Annotated in this window: 18 protein-coding genes and 1 pseudogene; 12 read left to right on the plus strand and 7 right to left on the minus strand. The window is 48.5% G+C overall.

Annotation, left to right across the window (positions count from 1 at the left end):
• The 3 genes from V7126_RS13050 to V7126_RS13060 all read left to right on the plus strand — a co-directional run.
• Positions 1 to 259: DegT/DnrJ/EryC1/StrS family aminotransferase (locus V7126_RS13050; RefSeq protein WP_335497639.1), on the plus strand; the 259-nt coding region annotated here is incomplete at its 5' end.
• Positions 256 to 1,320, plus strand: coding sequence for a Gfo/Idh/MocA family protein (locus tag V7126_RS13055; protein WP_175076910.1), 1,065 nt, complete (start codon positions 256 to 258; stop codon positions 1,318 to 1,320). The genes V7126_RS13050 and V7126_RS13055, both read left to right, overlap by 4 nt.
• 86 nt (positions 1,321 to 1,406) lie before the next feature.
• Positions 1,407 to 2,732 (plus strand): nucleotide sugar dehydrogenase, encoded by a 1,326-nt coding sequence (locus V7126_RS13060; RefSeq protein WP_216899062.1) that lies wholly within the window; start codon positions 1,407 to 1,409, stop codon positions 2,730 to 2,732.
• Here the strand turns inward: V7126_RS13060 and V7126_RS13065 are convergent.
• The 3 genes from V7126_RS13065 to V7126_RS13075 are packed head-to-tail and all read right to left on the minus strand — an operon-like array spanning position 2,668 to position 4,005.
• Positions 2,668 to 3,087: a YvaD family protein gene (locus V7126_RS13065; protein WP_175076908.1), complete on the minus strand. Its 420-nt coding sequence runs from the start codon at positions 3,085 to 3,087 to the stop codon at positions 2,668 to 2,670. The two genes, V7126_RS13060 and V7126_RS13065, sit on opposite strands and share 65 nt — an antisense overlap.
• A 14-nt stretch (positions 3,088 to 3,101) precedes the next feature.
• Positions 3,102 to 3,431, minus strand: a complete 330-nt coding sequence (locus V7126_RS13070; protein ID WP_175076907.1) for a DMT family transporter — start codon at positions 3,429 to 3,431, stop codon at positions 3,102 to 3,104.
• A gap of 13 nt (positions 3,432 to 3,444) precedes the next feature.
• Positions 3,445 to 4,005 carry a TetR/AcrR family transcriptional regulator gene (locus tag V7126_RS13075; RefSeq protein ID WP_046133040.1) on the minus strand — a complete coding sequence of 187 codons (561 nt, stop codon included), beginning with the start codon at positions 4,003 to 4,005 and terminating at the stop codon, positions 3,445 to 3,447.
• Between the two features lie 150 nt (positions 4,006 to 4,155).
• On the opposite strand from V7126_RS13075, the gene V7126_RS13080 reads away from it, so the two are divergent.
• Positions 4,156 to 5,067 (plus strand): alpha/beta hydrolase, encoded by a 912-nt coding sequence (locus tag V7126_RS13080; RefSeq protein ID WP_175076906.1) that lies wholly within the window; start codon positions 4,156 to 4,158, stop codon positions 5,065 to 5,067.
• Here V7126_RS13080 and V7126_RS13085 read toward each other — a convergent pair whose 3' ends face one another.
• Positions 5,068 to 5,427 carry a winged helix-turn-helix transcriptional regulator gene (locus V7126_RS13085; protein WP_373688017.1) on the minus strand — a complete coding sequence of 120 codons (360 nt, stop codon included), beginning with the start codon at positions 5,425 to 5,427 and terminating at the stop codon, positions 5,068 to 5,070.
• A gap of 129 nt (positions 5,428 to 5,556) precedes the next feature.
• Here V7126_RS13085 and V7126_RS13090 point away from each other — a divergent pair, with 129 nt between their 5' ends.
• The gene (locus tag V7126_RS13090; RefSeq protein ID WP_046133037.1) at positions 5,557 to 6,240 is read left to right on the plus strand and encodes an NAD(P)H-dependent oxidoreductase; all 684 of its coding nucleotides are present in this window, start codon (positions 5,557 to 5,559) and stop codon (positions 6,238 to 6,240) included.
• A gap of 38 nt (positions 6,241 to 6,278) precedes the next feature.
• Here V7126_RS13090 and V7126_RS13095 read toward each other — a convergent pair whose 3' ends face one another.
• Positions 6,279 to 10,541 (minus strand): bifunctional 2',3'-cyclic-nucleotide 2'-phosphodiesterase/3'-nucleotidase, encoded by a 4,263-nt coding sequence (locus V7126_RS13095; RefSeq protein WP_175076904.1) that lies wholly within the window; start codon positions 10,539 to 10,541, stop codon positions 6,279 to 6,281.
• 228 nt (positions 10,542 to 10,769) lie between these two features.
• Here V7126_RS13095 and V7126_RS13100 point away from each other — a divergent pair, with 228 nt between their 5' ends.
• A complete protein-coding gene (locus V7126_RS13100) occupies positions 10,770 to 11,285 on the plus strand; it encodes a type 1 glutamine amidotransferase domain-containing protein (RefSeq protein ID WP_046131029.1) in 516 nt (171 codons plus the stop codon).
• 45 nt (positions 11,286 to 11,330) lie between these two features.
• Here V7126_RS13100 and V7126_RS13105 read toward each other — a convergent pair.
• Positions 11,331 to 11,514 (minus strand): annotated as a pseudogene (locus V7126_RS13105) (DUF1128 domain-containing protein).
• 485 nt (positions 11,515 to 11,999) lie between these two features.
• Here V7126_RS13105 and V7126_RS13110 point away from each other — a divergent pair.
• The 3 genes from V7126_RS13110 to V7126_RS13120 are packed head-to-tail and all read left to right on the plus strand — an operon-like array spanning position 12,000 to position 13,661.
• The gene (locus V7126_RS13110) at positions 12,000 to 12,470 is read left to right on the plus strand and encodes a low molecular weight protein-tyrosine-phosphatase (protein WP_175076903.1); all 471 of its coding nucleotides are present in this window, start codon (positions 12,000 to 12,002) and stop codon (positions 12,468 to 12,470) included.
• 19 nt (positions 12,471 to 12,489) lie between these two features.
• Positions 12,490 to 12,828 (plus strand): hypothetical protein, encoded by a 339-nt coding sequence (locus V7126_RS13115; RefSeq protein WP_175076902.1) that lies wholly within the window; start codon positions 12,490 to 12,492, stop codon positions 12,826 to 12,828.
• Between the two features lie 8 nt (positions 12,829 to 12,836).
• Positions 12,837 to 13,661 (plus strand): YihY/virulence factor BrkB family protein, encoded by an 825-nt coding sequence (locus tag V7126_RS13120; protein WP_046131031.1) that lies wholly within the window; start codon positions 12,837 to 12,839, stop codon positions 13,659 to 13,661.
• Positions 13,662 to 13,857: 196 nt separating this feature from the next.
• Here the strand turns inward: V7126_RS13120 and V7126_RS13125 are convergent, their stop codons facing one another.
• Positions 13,858 to 15,039: an MFS transporter gene (locus tag V7126_RS13125; RefSeq protein WP_175076901.1), complete on the minus strand. Its 1,182-nt coding sequence runs from the start codon at positions 15,037 to 15,039 to the stop codon at positions 13,858 to 13,860.
• 88 nt (positions 15,040 to 15,127) lie between these two features.
• On the opposite strand from V7126_RS13125, the gene V7126_RS13130 reads away from it, so the two are divergent.
• From V7126_RS13130 to V7126_RS13140, 3 genes are all read left to right on the plus strand, one after another.
• Positions 15,128 to 15,511 (plus strand): OsmC family protein, encoded by a 384-nt coding sequence (locus V7126_RS13130; RefSeq protein ID WP_175076900.1) that lies wholly within the window; start codon positions 15,128 to 15,130, stop codon positions 15,509 to 15,511.
• A gap of 108 nt (positions 15,512 to 15,619) precedes the next feature.
• A complete protein-coding gene (gene cax / locus V7126_RS13135; protein WP_175076899.1) occupies positions 15,620 to 16,672 on the plus strand; it encodes a calcium/proton exchanger in 1,053 nt (350 codons plus the stop codon).
• Positions 16,673 to 16,738: 66 nt separating this feature from the next.
• Positions 16,739 to 17,530, plus strand: a complete 792-nt coding sequence (locus tag V7126_RS13140; protein WP_046131021.1) for a YfkD famly protein — start codon at positions 16,739 to 16,741, stop codon at positions 17,528 to 17,530.
• Positions 17,531 to 17,532: the final 2 nt, after the last annotated feature.

Raw genomic sequence — 17,532 nt, forward strand, 5'->3', positions numbered from 1 at the left:
CTTCTGCATCGGAGCAGAAAACCGTGAAGAGATCATGCAGGCGCTTGAAAACCGGCAAATCCACTCAGGCATATACTATCCGTGCTGTCTTCATCTTCAGGACGTCTACTCTTCATTGCAATACAAAAAAGGAGATTTCCCGGTGGCCGAATCATTGTCTGACACGCTTTTTGCGATTCCGATGGACCCTTTCCTTACAAGCGATGAACAGGATCAGGTCATCTCCGTGCTGCTTGCAAAAGGAGGAGGGAAGACGTGACGGTTCGATTTGGACTGATCGGCTGCGGCTATATATCAAAAAAACACCTGTTCACCTTAAGCAGGCGCCCTGAAGCAGAGCTTGCAGCGGTCAGCGATGTAACCGAAGAGCGTATGGACGAAGCAGCTGACTACTACCAGTCATTGAGAAGCTTAAAGCCTGAGGTCGCCCGCTATCGGGAATATCCCGACATGCTGGCAGATCCGTCGATCGATGCGGTAATCGTTGCGGCTGTGTCGGGTCTTCATGCAGAAATGGCGAAACGGTCCCTGCTAGCCGAAAAACATGTCATTCTCGAAAAACCGATGACACTGTCGCTCGAGAAGGCCGATGAGCTCATCCGGCTGGCGAAAGAGAAAAAACGTAAGCTCATGGTCTGCCATCAAATGCGTCATCGGCCGATCATGAAAAAAATTAAAGAAACGATCGAAGAGGGAAAATTAGGGGAGCTGTACTTAGGTACTGCGGCGCTTCGGCTCAACCGGTCTCCGGCCTACTACGCAGCGGCTTCATGGCGCGGGAATTGGGAAAAAGACGGGGGGATGCTCATCAATCAGGGGATCCATCTGGTCGACCTTCTGCAATGGTTTTTAGGAGACGTGACAAGCGCATACGGCGATATCCTGACTGCTTCGCCAGGGAAAGAAACGGAAGACGTAGCACTCGGCATCCTGACGTTTGCCAATCAGGCAAAAGGCGTCATAGAAGCCAACATCATCACACAGCCGAACAATCTGGGAAGCTCGCTGTCCATTTTCGGGGAAAAGGGTTCGATTTCGTTGGAAGGCCCGTCATTAAACCGGATCAGCCGCTGGTATATTGCAGGGAAAGAGACGGACAGGGAAGAAGCGGAAAAGCTGATTGATCTCCGGGGTGAACAGGAGGCGATGTACGACAACTTCATCCGTTCCATCCGAGCGGACGAACCGCTCTTGATTGACGGCAGCGAAGGAAAAAAAGCGCTGGACACGATATTCGGAATCTATCAATCCGCACTGACAAAGGAAGTGGTGCATCTCCCCCTTCCATCATTTCAAACGGCTGACATGAGAAAGAAATAGGTGTCGCAAATCGGTAAACCGTCCCTTTCAAAAAAAGAGATAAAACATATTTTATTAAAGGAATGTATGAAGGGGCGATTAAATACATGAATAATCAAGAACAGCAACACCGGACGATAGCTGTCATAGGCCTGGGGTTTGTCGGTCTGCCCTTGTCTATGCTGCTGATATCAAAAGGGTTTTCTGTCATTGGCATCGATTTGGACGAAACGAAAATCAAATCTTTGAAAGCCGGGAACAGCTATATTTCTGATATAAAAGGAGAAACGATCAAGAGCGCCATTACGAGCGGCTTTTTTCGGCCTGCCGCTGACTACGGGCTGATCAAAAAAGCCGAGGCGGTGATTATATGCGTGCCGACGCCTTTGGACGATGAATCGGCTCCGAACCTGGACTACGTGACAAAAGCGGCGGAATCGATCAGGGAGCACCTGCAAAAAGGCCAGCTTGTTGTCTTGGAAAGCTCGACATACCCGGGCACGACGAAAGATCTCGTCAAACCGATTTTGGAAAAAAGCGGCCTGGCGTGCGGGAAAGATTTTTATCTTGCCTATTCCCCGGAACGCGTCGATCCCGGCAACAAGTTTCCGATCGAAGTCGTTCCGAAAGTTGTCGGGGGAGCGTCGGACGCCTGCCGGGATCAAGTCTATCAGTTATACAGCAGCATCTATCAGGAAGTCGTTCCGGTCACATCTCCTGAAACGGCCGAGCTGACAAAGCTGCTCGAAAACACGTACCGGTTCATCAATATTTCATTTATTAACGAATTTGCGATGATCTGCGACAAGCTAGGTGTTGACGTATGGGAAGTCATAAGGGCGGCGAGCACGAAGCCGTACGGATTTGCTGCGTTTTATCCGGGTCCGGGAATCGGCGGCCACTGCATTCCGGTCGACCCTTTATATTTGCAATTTATCATCGAAAAAAAAGGCATCTCAAGCGACTTCATTCGGCTTTCGGAAGAGATGAACGAAAGGATCGTCCGCTATATTGCCGAACGCTCGCTGCAATTGGCGCAAAAAGAAAACACAACAGAAGCGAACATTCTCATCTACGGCGTCACCTATAAACGAAATGTCGCGGACGTGCGCGAATCAAAATCGCTCGACATCATCGAGAAGCTCGTCGGGATGGGGGCGGAGGTTTCCTATCACGATCCGCATTTTCCAGAGCTTCGAATCGGCGGAAAGGCGTTTTTCAGTCAACCAATTAATTCCGAAACGCTGAAGGAGTACGACTGTATCGTCATTTTGACGGACCACGCCGAACTGCCGAAAGAACTCCTCTTACAACACGCAAAAGTCATCTTTGATACGAGGGGAATTTTAACAGACAGCTCAGGAAACGCTAAAGTCGTTCAGCTCGGAAACGGTCTTTCACAGCCGTATCATCAGTCAGCAGAAAGCGGATGAAATATAACGGATATATCATGAGAAACAGGTTGAACGACCACCAGAACGGATCGAAATCCCCGCTGAACAGCCAAAAGGCGATCGCTTGCAGGCCGGAACAGAACGTTAGAACAAGGGATACCAGGGCGGCGCTTTTCCATAACGGCCGCTTTTTTTTATGCAAATATAAGCTGGAGAGTCCGCTGATCGAAATTAAAAGATCCAGCGGCAAAAACGACCAGTTCCAAGCGATGACGACCGGATCGTCATAATTCTTAAATGCCGCGCTTTCCGGAATGAGGTGAAAAAACGTAACGAACCAATATAAAATAAAGCCGATATCTGTAACAAGCAAAAACGGTTTCAAATATTTCACGGTTTCCTCCTGGTTCAATTGATTGACCGGTGCTCTGTTATATTCAATGCGACGACTCCGGTGATAATCAGAATGATAGAAACGGCTTTCACGATACTGACGCTTTCACCCAAAAAAAGAAAACCGATCAGCGAAATCAAGACGATTCCGACCCCGGACCAAACGGCATAAGCAACGGAAACGTCCATCGTTTTCAGGGTGAGCGTCAAAAACGCCAGGCTCGCACCGTAAAACGCAAGCAGTAGAACGCTCGGAACAACCTTTGAAAAGCCGTTCGACAGCTTCATGCTGACCGTTCCCGCCGTTTCAAACAATACCGCTAAACATAAATAAAGCCAGTGCACATCGATTCCTCCTCTAATCTTGTTTTGTGCTGATCCCGTGTATCAAAATATCGACGGCGGACTTCAGCATCTCTCCCATCGTAAAGCGGTTTTTCAAAGAAGAAGCGGGATCATAAATCTGATTCAGGCTCCCTGTATACATGTGAATGAATAACGGCAAATCGATCTCTTTGATGATTCCTTGCGCCATTCCCTGGTTGAACAGATCTTCTACAACGGCCCAATCGTCTTTTAAGAACGAATCGAGCTTCAGCCATTGGTCATAGTGATATTTTTTCAATTCCGCCAATAGGCGAATATCCATGAATTCAAAATCGGCTGGAACGGCAATCAAAATTTGTTCAATTTTTTCTATCGTGCCAAGCTGTTCATTAGCTGCGATGGCTTGCTCTTTTTCTTTAATCTGTGAGACGACATGATCGATGACTTCGGCTACAAGGTCGTCTTTTGATGCGAAGCATTCATAAATCGTGCGTTTGCTGACGGCCAGCTGTTTTGCTAAATCGTTCATCGTAAAGGTAAATCCTTTTTGCCTAATGAGATGAATTGTTTCTTTCAGCATTCGTTCTTTCATTCCTGTTTGTCCCCTTTCTGGTACCGATAAAAACATTTTAGTACCAAAGGTATTGTAATCCGGAATTGGACAAATGTAAAATTCTTCTCACTCACGCCCAGGTCAATTCAGAATACAATGTGGTAAAACAGTGCTTAAAGGGTGAGGGCCGTGTGGATCGGAGTATCGTTGATCGTCTTGGGGCTGGGGATCAGCATTTTTGCCGTCAGTCTCATTGTCAGCTATTTGTTTGTGATGCCAAACAGGAGCAGCTATGAAGAAACATTTTTCAGCGGGGTCAGGAATGGGGAGATTATTGACGATGTGTATCGGTCGCACGACAAAGAGGAGCTTTTTTTGACTGCTGAGGACGGCTGCCGGCTTCATGCGATGTATTTCCCGGCTCCGGACAGCCGGAAAGCCGTGATCATCGCCCATGGCATTAAATGGTCGCTGTTTGGGGGCTATAAATATGTTGAGCTGTTCCAGTCGCTCGGCTATCATGTGCTGCTTTGCGACAGCAGATGCCACGGATTAAGCGGCGGTTCGCATGTTTCCTACGGATATTATGAAAAGAACGATTTGGCGATGTGGGCAGATGAGCTTGAAAACAAGCTCGGCAAAAGCGTCTTTGTCGGTATGCTCGGCGAATCGCTCGGAGCGGCGGCCGCCGTTGAATTGATGAAACAGGATGAGAGGATTCGATTTTGCATCGCGGATTCGTGTTTCAGCGATTTAACAGAGCTTTGCCGCTACCAGCTGAAAGGTGCCGTCAAGCTGGTTGTACCGTTTCTCATTCCGCTGACGAGCAGGCTGATTAAACGGCGTCACGGCTGGAGCCTTGCCGACATTTCCCCGGTCCGTGATCTTGAAGAGACGGATACGCCGCTGTTCATTATCCACGGCAAAAATGATCAGCTCGTCCCGCCGCAAATGGCCGAAAGCCTGTACGAGCGGAAAACGGGAATCAAGAAGCTGTATTTGATCGAAGGAGCGGGACACGTCGGAGGATTTCGCCAAAACCCCGAAGAGTATATCCGGAAGGTTCAAGACTTTTTACTGCAGGTTGAAACGGTCAACTAGTTACTCGGCAGCCGCCGATTTGCGGGCTTCTTCTATTTTATCGGCATGCGACACTCCCCAGCTCATCATTTGGTTGATGATCGGAATTAACGTCTGGCCGAATTCGGTTAAACGGTATTCGACTTTTGGAGGAACCTGCTTATAAATTTCGCGGTGAACGATGCCGTCGCGCTCCAGCTCGCGAAGCTGCAGGGTCAGCATTCTTTGCGTCACTTTCGGGATTAAGCGGCGCAGCTCGTTAAACCGCTTTTTCCCGTCTATTAAATGAAACAGGATCACGCTTTTCCATTTGCCGCCGATAATGTCAATCGTCGCTTCAACCGGGCATGAATATCCGGCCGGTCCTTTACAGTCTGCCATCTTCATCTCTCCTTAGTATAAAAAATGATACTATCCAACAAAAATGTGCGTACTTTTTAACTTTTATTATAATAATTAGAATGTAATTGAGAAAGGAATACACTTTTTAGTAAAGGAGAGAAGCAAATCATGGCAGATCAATCAAAGAAACAGGAGATTCTTGAAGCATTTCGATTCAGACATGCCACAAAAGAATTCGACCCGGACAAAAAGATTTCAGATGAAGATTTTCAGCTTATTCTGGAGGCCGGCCGACTGTCGCCAAGCTCAGTAGGACTGGAGCCGTGGAAATTTGTCGTCGTTCAAAACAAAGAGCTGCGCGAAAAGCTCCGTCAAGTCTCATGGGGGGCACAGGGACAGCTCCCGACCGCCAGCCATTTCGTGCTGCTGCTCGGCCGCACGGCTAAGGAAATGAGATATGACTCCGACTATATCGCACATCAATTAAAGCATGTGAAGAAAATGCCGGATGACATCATCGAAAACATGGTAAAAGAAGACGGCGTGATCAAGAGCTTCCAGGACGGCGATTTTCACTTGTTCGAAAGCGACAGGGCGATGTTTGACTGGGTCTCCAAACAAACGTACATCGCGCTTGCCAATATGATGACGGCAGCCGCTTTGATCGGCATCGATTCCTGCCCGATTGAAGGCTTCAATTATGACAAGGTTCATGACATCCTTGAAAAAGAAGGCCTGCTTGAGGAAGGGCGGTTTGACATTTCGGTAATGGCCGCGTTCGGATACCGCGTTAAAGAGCCTCGTCCGAAAACAAGGCAGGAGCTTGATCAAGTCGTGAAATGGGTCAACTAAAAAAAAGCCGATTCTCCGCAGAATCGGCTTTTTTATATTTACATTTGATTGATTTTTTTCCGGTGGTAAAGGTAGAGACCGCTTCCGGATGCGAGCAGCAAAAGGCCGAACATGAGCCAATTGTAGATAGTAGAGGCCGTATCAGGCAATGATCCGTTTGCCTGATCAGCCGGGTCTTGTCCGCCGTTTACACCGTCTGTGCCGTTTCCGGAGCTCCCGCCGGCGGGAGCGTCTCCGCTTGCGGGCGGAGCTGAAGGCGTCCCGGCATTGCGTGCGTTTAAGACGGTATATTCGCTGAAATGATTCACATATCCGGCGACTGTTTGGTCTTTCGTGTAGCCGTTTTTCACTTTTGTGAAGCGGTTATGCTTCCGGTCGACGTGATAGACGCCTGCTTGTTTGTCAGGCTTATCGACTTGGAAAAACAGTCCGACCGGCTTTTTGAATGAGCTGACGGCTTTTCCTTTTTGGCGGATGCTGAAATCGTACACTTTCGTAACCGCCTGTTTGATGTCCTTCCCGATTTTGATGCCGATCTCCGTCTCTTCCTTTTTCAGATTTGCGGCCGGAAGCGCCATGGCGATTTTATTGTTTTTCAGCGTAATGTTTGGATCGTTTGTTCTTTCTTTGATGAGATTGGTTTGCGCTTTTGACATGTTCAGCTTAATGTCTTCCCGCTCTGTATCAGGGAAATAGACGATCGCCTTGTTGGCGTTTTGCGCGTATGTTTGAAACGGCTTTTCCTTCAGCGTCCATATGCCGGTTGCCTGCTTATCCGGCAGGAAAACCTCCGTGATTCTGTCTTCGATGCTCGGTGAGACCGAAGCGGATAATTTAAGCTGTTCCGTAAAGGTCTCATAGTCGGTAAATCCGAGATCCACTCCATTTTTCGCCTGTTTAAAGACAGAGTAACCGTCACCGCCTCCGCCCATAAAGTTGTTTGTGGCGACACGGTATGTTTTCTTTAGGTTAAGCGGCCTGGACTTGCCTTTTTCATCGGCAAGGTTCACGTCTAAAATTCGTTCCCCTTTCGGTTTATTCAATGTAAAAGTATACGTTAAACCGGCCACATGAGGAAACGCGCCGCCGCCTTCTTCCACCTGGCTGACGCCGTGCTCAAGCGCTTCTTTGATCTGTGCTCCGGTCAAATCGGCGGCATAAAGCGTATTTCCGAACGGCATCACGGTAAGAACCTCGCCGAGAGTGACGGGGCCTTTGTCGATTCCGCTTCTGATTCCGCCGCCGTTTGTAATCGCAATGTCAGCGCCGCCGGCTTGTTTGGCCTTTCTAAGCATACCGTCTGCAATGAAGTTCCCGAGGTTGGTTTCCTTTGACCTGACATGCTCGCGGGTTCCGTCCAGGGGAACATCGGCAATGCCGACGACTTCGGTTTTTAAGTCTTCAATTTCATTTTTAAAACCGTCAAGTATACCTTTGGCATCTTTATCCTCGGCCGTATTTTCATCGATTGCGATCAACCTGGAGCCCGATTTGCCCGTTTGAACGATTCCGTCCTCATCAAAGGCGACATCGACTCTCCCTAAAAACTGTCCGTAGTCTTTTGCCTGGGCGACGATTGTCGGCTCCTGATTCGGAACGACTTCCAACCGGTCGACGAGCGTATGCGTGTGTCCGCCGATGATCAAATCGATTCCCTGCACTTTTTTCGCCAGCTCCAAGTCGCGGCTATAGCCGATATGGGTGAGGGCGATGATTTTGTTGACCTTTTCTTTCTCCTTGATGTCCTTGACGGTTTTTTCTGCGGTTTGATACGCGTCATTGAAGGCGATGTTTGCCCCGGGACTTGACGTATATGACGTATCCTCAGTCGTCAGTCCGAAAACGGCTACCTTTTCGCCGTTCACATCAAGGAGAATGTACGGATAGATTCCCGTTTCTTTAGGTTCGCCGGCCTTTAAGACCGCCGGTTTTTGCGCGAATCGGTTCAGCTTCGGCTCTTTTGAGACATCGACATTAGAACTGACGATCGGAAATGCAGGCGCCTCGAATTTATGTTTGTTCCCCGGATCAACTGCGGCGCCGTTTCCGCCGAGAAAATCGGCCAGCACGCCCGGTCCTTTGTCAAATTCATGGTTGCCGAACGTCATCGCGTCATAGCCCATCATGTTCATCAGCTTCAGATCGGCGAGGCCGTTCCATTTTGTAAAATAAAGATCTCCGGAAAACACATCGCCGGCATCAAGCAGAATATTGTTTTGTGTTTGCGAGCGGACTTCTTTTACCTTTGCTGCGCGCCTTGCCGCATTGTCGAGGTGTGCGTGCGTATCATTCGTATGCATCACCGTTAACGTCCAGTTTTGATCATCTTTCGGCGGCTCTGATCCATCTCCGTCAAAATTCAGCTTGTATACGCCGTATCCGCTGTTTTCGGATTCTCTGACGAAACCGATGTCTTTTGCTTTCTCGGCAAAAGGCTTCGCAAGAAGGGAAGATTCAAACGTCACGTTTGCTCCTTTAATCGGCGCTATCGACCAGTTGTTGTCCGCGGCCGGATTGATCGTTCCTTTTTCTATAATGTAATTCATCAGCACCTGCCGGTTTTCGTCAGCAGCGGCGTACACGACTTTGTCCTGTGTCAAGTGAGGGAATCCGCCTCCGCCGGAAGCGCGGTAGTTGTTGGTGACAACGAGAAATTCCTGATCGTCCTTGACGGGCTTTCCGTTATAGGCGAGGTTTTTGACGCGGCTGGCCTCCGGATGTTTCAGCCCGCCTGTAGTGCTGTATTTCGCCGGCTGTGTGACATCGATCTGATACGTCACACCGTCAATCACATCGAAATTGTATGATCTGAAGTCCGGATTAAGGAGCGACTGTTCCCCCGTTTTAGATGGATCGATTTGGTTGAACTGCCCCGCGGACATCTCGATCCAGTCTTTGACCTCTTTTCCGGTCAGTTTGACGATATACAGCGTATTGTCGTACAAGTACAGGTCGCCGATGTTTTTAATGGCGAGATCGCCGGCTTTTATGTTCGTATAGTAATCAGCGCCGTTGCGGCCTCCCGCTTTAAACGGAGCGCCGGCCGACAAGATCGGCAGGTCCTTGTATTCCGTATCTTTCATGACGTCCTCGGCATACCACTTTTGCGCGTCAGTGACGATCTGGATGGACGGATCGTCCTTTACTTGGGAGAAAAAGCTGTTAATATCCGTTTCCGTTTTGCCGACGGGTTTGCGGACGTAGTCCAGCGTTTTCTCATGGGTATCCTGAATGGCTGACACCACCGTTTCGTTTTGCGAGGCTACGTTTCCGGAAACGGCTTCCGTTTTCGCGCTTGCATCCTTGACCATCCATTTTCCGCCGATTTTTTCAAGCTGCATATCGATAATGCCTAAATGGCTCCCCCAGTTTTTCGGCATTACGACAGGAATCCCGTTAATTGTGCCTTTTTGAATATCAATTTTCGCATTTCCGGCATAATCGGGGCCGGGGAACAGGCCGTGCTGGTGGCCTGAGATGATCGCGTCGATTCCGTCAGCTTTCAAAGCAAGGTCAAGCACGGCATTTTCCGCTCCTGCCGGCTGTTCTTCAGTTTCGATGCCGGTGTGAGCGATCGCGATGATCACGTCGGCGCCTTCCGCTTTCATTTTCGGAATCGTTTCTTTTGCTGATTCGGCAATGTCCTGCACCTTGATTTTGCCGTCCAGGTGCTTTTTATCCCATGTTAAAATCTGAGGCGGGACAAATCCTGTGTAGCCTACTTTCAGCTGCTGCTTTTGCCCGCTTTCATCGGTGAATGTCCGCTCTTCTATGTGAAACGGCTTGTATTTGTTTTGCCCGTCCATCGTTTTGATATTGGCGTTGACGATGGGAAATTGTGCACCTTTGAGGGTTCCGTCCAAAAATTCAAGCCCGTAGTTGAATTCGTGGTTTCCGAGCGTACCTGCGTCATATTTCAGCTTGTTCATGACATCAATGATCGGGTGTGTTTTCGAGCCGGAGATGATCGGTTCGCGTTCATGTTTGAAGACATATTCTCCAAGAGGGTTTCCTTGAATCAGGTCGCCGTTGTCGACGAGAAGCGTGTTAGGATTTCGGCTGCGGTATTTTTCGATGAGCTGCGCCGTCCGGGACAGCCCGAATTCCGCCGTCTCTTTGTCGGCATAGTAATCATAATTCATCATATGTGCGTGAATATCCGTCGTGCCCAATATGCTGAGATTGACAAGGGGATGTTCTTCCGCATGGGTCTGGGTGTTTGGAAAGAGTAAGCTAAGTATCATCGCTGAGGTAAGCAGAATACGGAGAACTGAAAACCGTCTATTCTGTATTCCCACCATTTCTCCACCTTTCAGATTAAAGTAACACCCTCTATTGTAAGAACTTTTTGTAAAGTTTTGTAGATATTTCGTTTCGAATATTGTAAACAGTCTGAAATTGATTCTAAAGTCTTCGTCTGTCTGACAATCCTTTTGGGTATTTCGGAGGATCCGGCCGCCGGATGTTTTATTTAGTGTGGCAGGGGTAAAAGGATTTATGTAGACAAAAGATGTTGGGAGTGAACGTAAATGGGCAAAAAAATTGCAGTCCTGCTGACAGACTACTTTGAGGATTCCGAGTATGCCGAACCTGCCAAATCGTTCAAAGATGCCGGACATGAGCTGACGGTCATCGAAAAAGAAAAAGGCAAAACGGTGAAAGGAAAGCAGGGACAGGCAGAAGTTGAGACAGACGCATCGATAGACGAAGTCAGTCCCGCCGATTTTGACGCCTTATTGATTCCGGGCGGATTTTCTCCTGATATTTTAAGAGCGGATGGACGGTTTGTATCATTTGCAAAAGCCTTTATGGATGAGAAAAAGCCGGTATTTGCGATCTGCCACGGACCGCAGCTTTTGATCACGGCCAAGGCGCTTGACGGCAGAAGCGCGACAGGCTACACATCGATTCGCGTTGATTTGGAAAACGCCGGAGCCAAATTTCAGGACAAAGAAGTTGTCGTGTGCCAAGACCAGCTTGTCACGAGCCGGACGCCGGACGACATTCCGGCATTTACGCGTGAAGCATTGAAATTGCTCGGCTAAGCAAAAAAGACCGGATGTGATTCCGGTCTTTTTTTTGCTGAGAGCCTATTTGCGCAGTGCAGCGAGCTCTTCGGCGATCGCCTGCATTTCAGCTTGGGCTGAAGGATTTCTTTTTCATTACCATTTTGTGCAAATATTCAAGATCATCAAGCTTTTCATCGCTGAAGTCCTCCGCTTTGATGACGCTGATGTTCAGCATGTTTAATTTTTGCGAGATCTCTTCGACCATTTTGTTCAGCACGGCTGTTTTTTGATCAGACAATCGGGCACTTCCTTTCCCTCGGATTTCGTAGTCTTTATTGTAACAGAAATGCCTGAGAAGAAAAGGACCATTGTCAGGTAAAGCGATTTCGGCAAGCCAGGGAGATTGATCAGATTCGCAATCGGTCCCGGCCGCTCCGTCTTCTACGGCCTGGACGAGAATGATAAGGCCGGAAAAGACATAAAATAAGGCTGTGGCCGGTGCCAGCCGGCAATGGCCGGGAGATTCACAAAAGTATAGCTGCCGATAGGCTTGAATTCGGAAGGAGCCTCGCCGTTACATATTCCCCTTTTATGACCAAAACCGCTCCGATAAAAACCAAACATTTTATCTTCGGGCTGCCGAAACTTCTCCTCGATCAGAGGCAGATATTCTGACCAAAGTTGAAAAAATAAGAAAAAACTTTAGTATAAAATCAAATACGTTTTTCTTTTAGAAAAGAGGGGAAAGAAATGATAAAGGTGTTATTCGTCTGCCTCGGCAACATTTGCCGGTCGCCGATGGCGGAAGCGGTATTCAACGACATGCTCAACAAAAGCGGGCTTTGCCGACATATAGAAGCCGATTCGGCCGGCACCGGAAACTGGCATGTCGGCAAGCCGCCGCATGAAGGAACGCGCGCGTTGCTGGCGGAAAAGCGGATCAGCTGTGAGGGGCTGTACGCGAGACAGCTCACGGCAAATGACTTGGAAGTGTTTGATTACATCATTGCGATGGATGCTGAAAACGAAGGGAATATCAGAAGGATGGCGGGCTTCGCCGAAAAGCCCGTGATCAGGCGGCTTCTTGACTTTGTCGATGACAGCAAAACGAAAGATGTCCCAGATCCTTACTACACGGGGAATTTTGATGAGGTGTACGGGCTTGTAGCGGAAGGCTGCCGTCAACTGCTCAACGAAATCAAAAAAGAACACAATTTATAAAAAAAGGGAGAGATCTTTGATGAAAGGTGAACGCGTCGTTCTTAGAAACATCCTCCTCGGCGCCTCGGTCGGGGCGGTCATGTCACTCTTGCACAAACCGACAAGGGAAGCCTGCGGTGCGAAATTGTCGGCCTGCAAAAGCAAAGTCAAACTCTACCGGAACAATCCGAATCTGTTAACCGACTGCATCAAAGAGAAGATTGAAGAAACGAAAAAACTGTCGGCATCTGTTACAGACGACCTGAGTTTTTTAAATCAACAGATCAGGGAATTGAAGGAAACCACCCCTAAGGTGATCGAATTAATCGAGGAAACGAGGGAGCATTTCTCCAAAAAATCTGACAATCGTCTGGAGTGAGAAAAGTGGTGAGCTTTGTAAAAGAGCTGGTATGGCGCTTTCTGCTGCATGAAGGGCCGAGCAAATCAGCAGAACTTGCGTATTTTTTCCTTTTGTCCTTGTTTCCGTTCATGATCTTTTTGCTCACGCTGATCAGGTATGTACCCGTCAAGACCGCGGATGTCATCGGCCTGATCGCGCAGTACGCCCCTGAGAATACGCTTTCGATTATCGAAGAAACCCTCAAAACGGGAAACAGGGGGCTCCTTTCCTTCGGTATCATCGCGGCGGTATGGTCGGCTTCAAACGGAGTAAACGCGATTGTCAGGGCGTTTAACCATGCCTATGAAGTAAAGGAAACCCGCTCTTTTATTATGGTTCGCCTGACCTCGCTTTTCCTGACTGCGGCGCTTGTATTTACGATCCTAATCGCCCTGCTGCTTCCGGTATTCGGCAGAGTCATCGGCCATTTTATCGCAGGTCTCGACGGTACGCCGCACATGTTTCTAGCGGCTTGGTCAGCGATTCGCTGGGGAATCAGCCCGCTCGTCCTTTTGATCGTATTTACGGCTTTGTACCTTTTTGCGCCGAACAAACGGCTGTCATTTACATTCGTGCTTCCCGGCGCGATTGCGGCAACCGCAGGCTGGATCATCGTCAGTGTCGCATTTTCTTATTATGTCAGCGAATTCGCAAACTACAGCGCCACCTACGGAAGCCTCGGCGGAATCATCGCTTTGATGGTCTGGTTTTATTTAAGCGGAATGATGATTATTTTAGGAGGCGAAATCAATGCCCTTTTGCATAAACGTAAAATCATTCCTGAAAAAAATCCGGCAAAACGAGCAACCTAAAAAGGAACCTTTTAAAAAGTTCAAAGCGGAGGGATCATCTTGACAAAGCATACGAAAAAAGGCGGAAGCCATAACAAGCAAAACTCAAAGCAAAGCTCAAAACATAAAACGAGCGGAAGCGCCAACGGACAAAACGGATATCATTAAAGGTTCCCCGGCATTCAAAAAGGCCGTCTGCATTCATGCAGGCGGCTTTTTAAAGCGGTTTTGCCTCTGACGGATGCCGGATGCCTTTCATACCTTTAGATCTTCCAAAAAGCACGCCAAACCAGATCAAAGCCATCACAAGCGTAATGAAATAAAACAGATTCCCGTTCTCAAATGTTTGCATATACCAGCCCCCGGCGACGGGTCCGAAAATGCTTCCGAAGCTGAAGGTAATCCCGCACATCAAGTTTCCGGCCGGAAGAAGGTGCTTTGGGAGCAAATCGGCCATAAAGCTGATGCCGAGAGAAAAAGTCGAACCGACGGCCATTCCCGCCGCAAAAAAACATCCCGCTAAAAACGGCGAAGAATCGGAGAACCCTGCTGTAAAAAAACACCCCGCACCGACGGCCAAAATCACAAGCAGCACCTTTTTTCTCCCGAATTTGTCGCTCATGATGCCGAGCGGGTATTGAAACACGATGCTGCCGATGGCAAAAGCAGGCAAAATGATCGATACGCCTTCAACAGAGATCCCCGATCTGAGCGCATACACCGGGAAGTTCCCGTTGAGCGCGGTCTCTAAAAACCCGTAGCCAAACGTAGGCAAAAAGGCGACCCATCCAAGCAAAAACGCCTGGAAAAAGCGCTTCAGGCTGTTATCGGCCCTGGTGTCTCCCGCGCTTTTTTCAGGGAAGTCATTTTTCAGGAAGAAAATAAACAGCCAGGCCATTAGACTGAACGCACCCGAGATGATAAACGGCAAGGAAGGTGCAACCTCAACAAGCGGCGTTAAAAAAGGTCCAGCGGCAAATCCGAGCCCGAAAGAAAGCCCGTATAACGAAATATTCCGCCCTCGCTTTTTTTCAGACGACAGGGTCGTCACCCATGTCTGTGTTGAGAAATGGAGCATATGATCGCCGATCCCGATCAACAGCCGCAAAAAGAACCAGACGATATACGACTGAATCAACAAAAAACTGAACAGGCTTGCGACCACCATCATCCCGCCGATCACGATCAGCGGCTTAAAGCCGAGCCTTCTCAGCGGCGCTTCCATGAACGGGGAAGCGATCAACACGCCGATGTAGAGGCCTGTGGCGTGAAGTCCGTTCAAAGCCGCGGAATGTCCTTCCTGTTCAAAAATAACCGAAATGACCGGGAGCAGCATCCCTTGGGAAAATCCTGATATACTGACAATTAAAACGAGTATGAAAAAGTGAAATCGTGACATCGCCAATTCTCCTTATCGTGGTCCTTCTTTGATCGTACAACTAGAGGAAGTTTTTAGGCAAGACGATTTTCAGCAAGAGGTGAAAACGATGGAAATGAAATCGAATGAAAACGGTTTTTATGCCGATTTCGAATATGGCCGTCTTACGGTCTCCGGCCAAGAGGAAGCAGGGTTCAGGCCATATCAGCTCATGGTCGCTTCAATCGCGGCTTGCAGCGGGGAGGTCTTTCGCAAAATCCTTGAAAAAAAGCGGCTGCAACTAAAAGGTATGACCATCAAGGCCAAAGAAGAACGCGTACCGGAAGAAGCGAACCGTCTGAAAAGCATTCATCTGCATTTTATTTTGAAAGGAGAACGCCTAAGACCCGACATCATCGAAAAATCGCTGAAGGGGGCGATGAAAAACTGCGCGATGGTCAAGTCTCTTCAGGGCAGCATAGACATTACCGAATCGTTTGAAATTCTCTTGTAGGCGTTTCAATCATTCGCCGATGCGGAATAGAACAGTATGTCCGTATATAATCGGACGGGTTCGTGCAAAAATAACCTACAACGATACGTATGAAATGAGGAATCTTCCATGGGCCGTATTTTCTTTATAATGATGGCTGCAGGCGTTCCGCTGTCGATTGCCGGAAGCGTTTTGCATTGGCCGTCTACGCTGATGTTCATCATTTACTGCCTTACGATTATCGCGCTTGCCAGCTATATGGGGAGAGCGACAGAGAGCCTCGCGATTATCGCCGGCCCGAGGGTCGGCGGTCTATTAAATGCCACATTCGGCAATGCTGTGGAGCTGATCATTTCCATTTTCGCATTGAGAGAAGGGCTGATCGGAATCGTGCTCGCTTCCCTGACAGGTTCTGTACTCGGCAATCTTCTGCTTGTAGCGGGCCTGTCGTTTTTCATCGGCGGCCTTAAATACAAGAGGCAGGAGTTTAATGTTTATGATGCCAGGCATAATTCAGGCCTGCTCATGTTTGCGGTCATCGTGGCGTTCGTCATTCCGGAAGTGTTCACGATCAACATGATCGAGCCCAAGAAACTGACGATGAGCGTCGGGATCAGCATCATCATGATTTTGCTGTACTTGGCCGCGCTTTATTTTAAGCTTGTCAGCCATCGAGGGGTCTATCAGTCAAATCTCGAAGCCGAGGAAGAAAAAGAAGAGCCGGAATGGTCGGGAATGCGAGCTACGCTGATTTTGTTTTTGGCGACGCTTGCCGTGGCTTACATTTCGGAAAACCTCGTTCATACTTTTCATTCGGTTGCCAGACAATTCGGCTGGTCAGAGCTTTTTATCGGCGTCATCATTGTCGCGATCGTTGGAAACGCTGCAGAACATGCGTCAGCTGTCTTGATGGCTTTTAAAAACAAGATGGATATCGCGGTTGAAATCGCCATCGGTTCAACCCTGCAGATCGCGATGTTCGTCGCGCCGGTGCTTGTGATCTGTTCTCTGTTTTTCCCAACCGGGATGCCGCTCGTCTTTACTTTGCCTGAGCTTGTCGCGATGGCCTCCAGCGTTCTTTTGATGATCGTGATTTCCAACGACGGGGATACGAACTGGTTCGAAGGAGCGACATTATTGGCGGCGTATATCATTATGGGAATCGGTTTCTTTCTTCTTTAAAAAAAGATGGATAAAGGCGTCTGTTACGGAAAACACTAAAGAAAAAGGAACAGAAAGAGTGATAGTATGAAAAAGCTTTTGTGTTTTACGCTGACCGCGTTTTTATCCTTTAGTTTTTTCGCTGTACAGGAAGCAGATGCAGCTAAACCGATCAAGATTCCAAGCTCTGTCACTAACATTTCCAAAGAAAACACGTATCCGAACGCCTCGCAGGACCAGCCGCGGCTGCAGCCGAGCGAATTGGCCCAAGAACTTCTGAAAACATCAGATACGGCGATCGAAAACCCGCATTTGATTAAAATGCTGAATGAAACAAGCATTTCGGGAACACCGACCGCCATTGGATACAGAGCGACGATTTATTTGGGAAGATGGGCGCTGGGATACACGTCCAACGAAACCGTCGCAAACTGGGAATACCGCAAAATCAACACAAACCGCTTTGACAACAGGGGCGGAAAAGCGCCTGCCGAGCTGACTTATTCGCAGGAGCAGACGAGTAAAATCAAGGGCGGCTTAACCGCAAAAGTGCCGAAATCAGACGATGTAAAAAATATGATGATGCTCAAAGCCATGGAAAAAACGAAGCTGCCGCTTGCATTTGAAACTGTCGTAGGAGCCGGCACAAAGCGGGATCAGGTGTATAAGATTTCGCCGAAAAAGCTCGGCTACCTGAATGCATACGCCCCGGCCGTAAATGAAAAGGGGAAAGTCACTTACGGAGAAGTCTACCTCGTCCTAAGAGGCAATAAAAGAAAGCTTGTCGTCAAAAATATTACCTCACAAGGAATCGGAGCTTGGATTCCTGTACAGGATCACCTGACTTTCAGCTTTCAGCTGAGCAATCAGCCAAAATAAAA

The organism is Bacillus sp. JJ675 (assembly GCF_036963165.1).
GTDB classification, from domain to species: domain Bacteria; phylum Bacillota; class Bacilli; order Bacillales; family Bacillaceae; genus Bacillus; species Bacillus glycinifermentans.

Excerpts from the sequence above, each read along its gene's own strand:
- V7126_RS13085 (WP_373688017.1), bottom strand. The coding sequence starts at position 5,427 with ATGGCAGACTGTAAAGGACCGGCCGGATATTCATGCCCGGTTGAAGCG.
- V7126_RS13100 (WP_046131029.1), top strand. The coding sequence starts at position 10,770 with ATGGGCAAAAAAATTGCAGTCCTGCTGACAGACTACTTTGAGGATTCC.
- V7126_RS13130 (WP_175076900.1), top strand. The coding sequence starts at position 15,128 with ATGGAAATGAAATCGAATGAAAACGGTTTTTATGCCGATTTCGAATAT.
- V7126_RS13090 (WP_046133037.1), top strand. The coding sequence starts at position 5,557 with ATGGCAGATCAATCAAAGAAACAGGAGATTCTTGAAGCATTTCGATTC.
- V7126_RS13115 (WP_175076902.1), top strand. The coding sequence starts at position 12,490 with ATGAAAGGTGAACGCGTCGTTCTTAGAAACATCCTCCTCGGCGCCTCG.
- V7126_RS13060 (WP_216899062.1), top strand. The coding sequence starts at position 1,407 with ATGAATAATCAAGAACAGCAACACCGGACGATAGCTGTCATAGGCCTG.
- V7126_RS13125 (WP_175076901.1), bottom strand. The coding sequence starts at position 15,039 with ATGTCACGATTTCACTTTTTCATACTCGTTTTAATTGTCAGTATATCA.
- V7126_RS13110 (WP_175076903.1), top strand. The coding sequence starts at position 12,000 with ATGATAAAGGTGTTATTCGTCTGCCTCGGCAACATTTGCCGGTCGCCG.
- cax (WP_175076899.1), top strand. The coding sequence starts at position 15,620 with ATGGGCCGTATTTTCTTTATAATGATGGCTGCAGGCGTTCCGCTGTCG.
- V7126_RS13075 (WP_046133040.1), bottom strand. The coding sequence starts at position 4,005 with ATGAAAGAACGAATGCTGAAAGAAACAATTCATCTCATTAGGCAAAAA.
- V7126_RS13095 (WP_175076904.1), bottom strand. The coding sequence starts at position 10,541 with ATGGTGGGAATACAGAATAGACGGTTTTCAGTTCTCCGTATTCTGCTT.
- V7126_RS13140 (WP_046131021.1), top strand. The coding sequence starts at position 16,739 with ATGAAAAAGCTTTTGTGTTTTACGCTGACCGCGTTTTTATCCTTTAGT.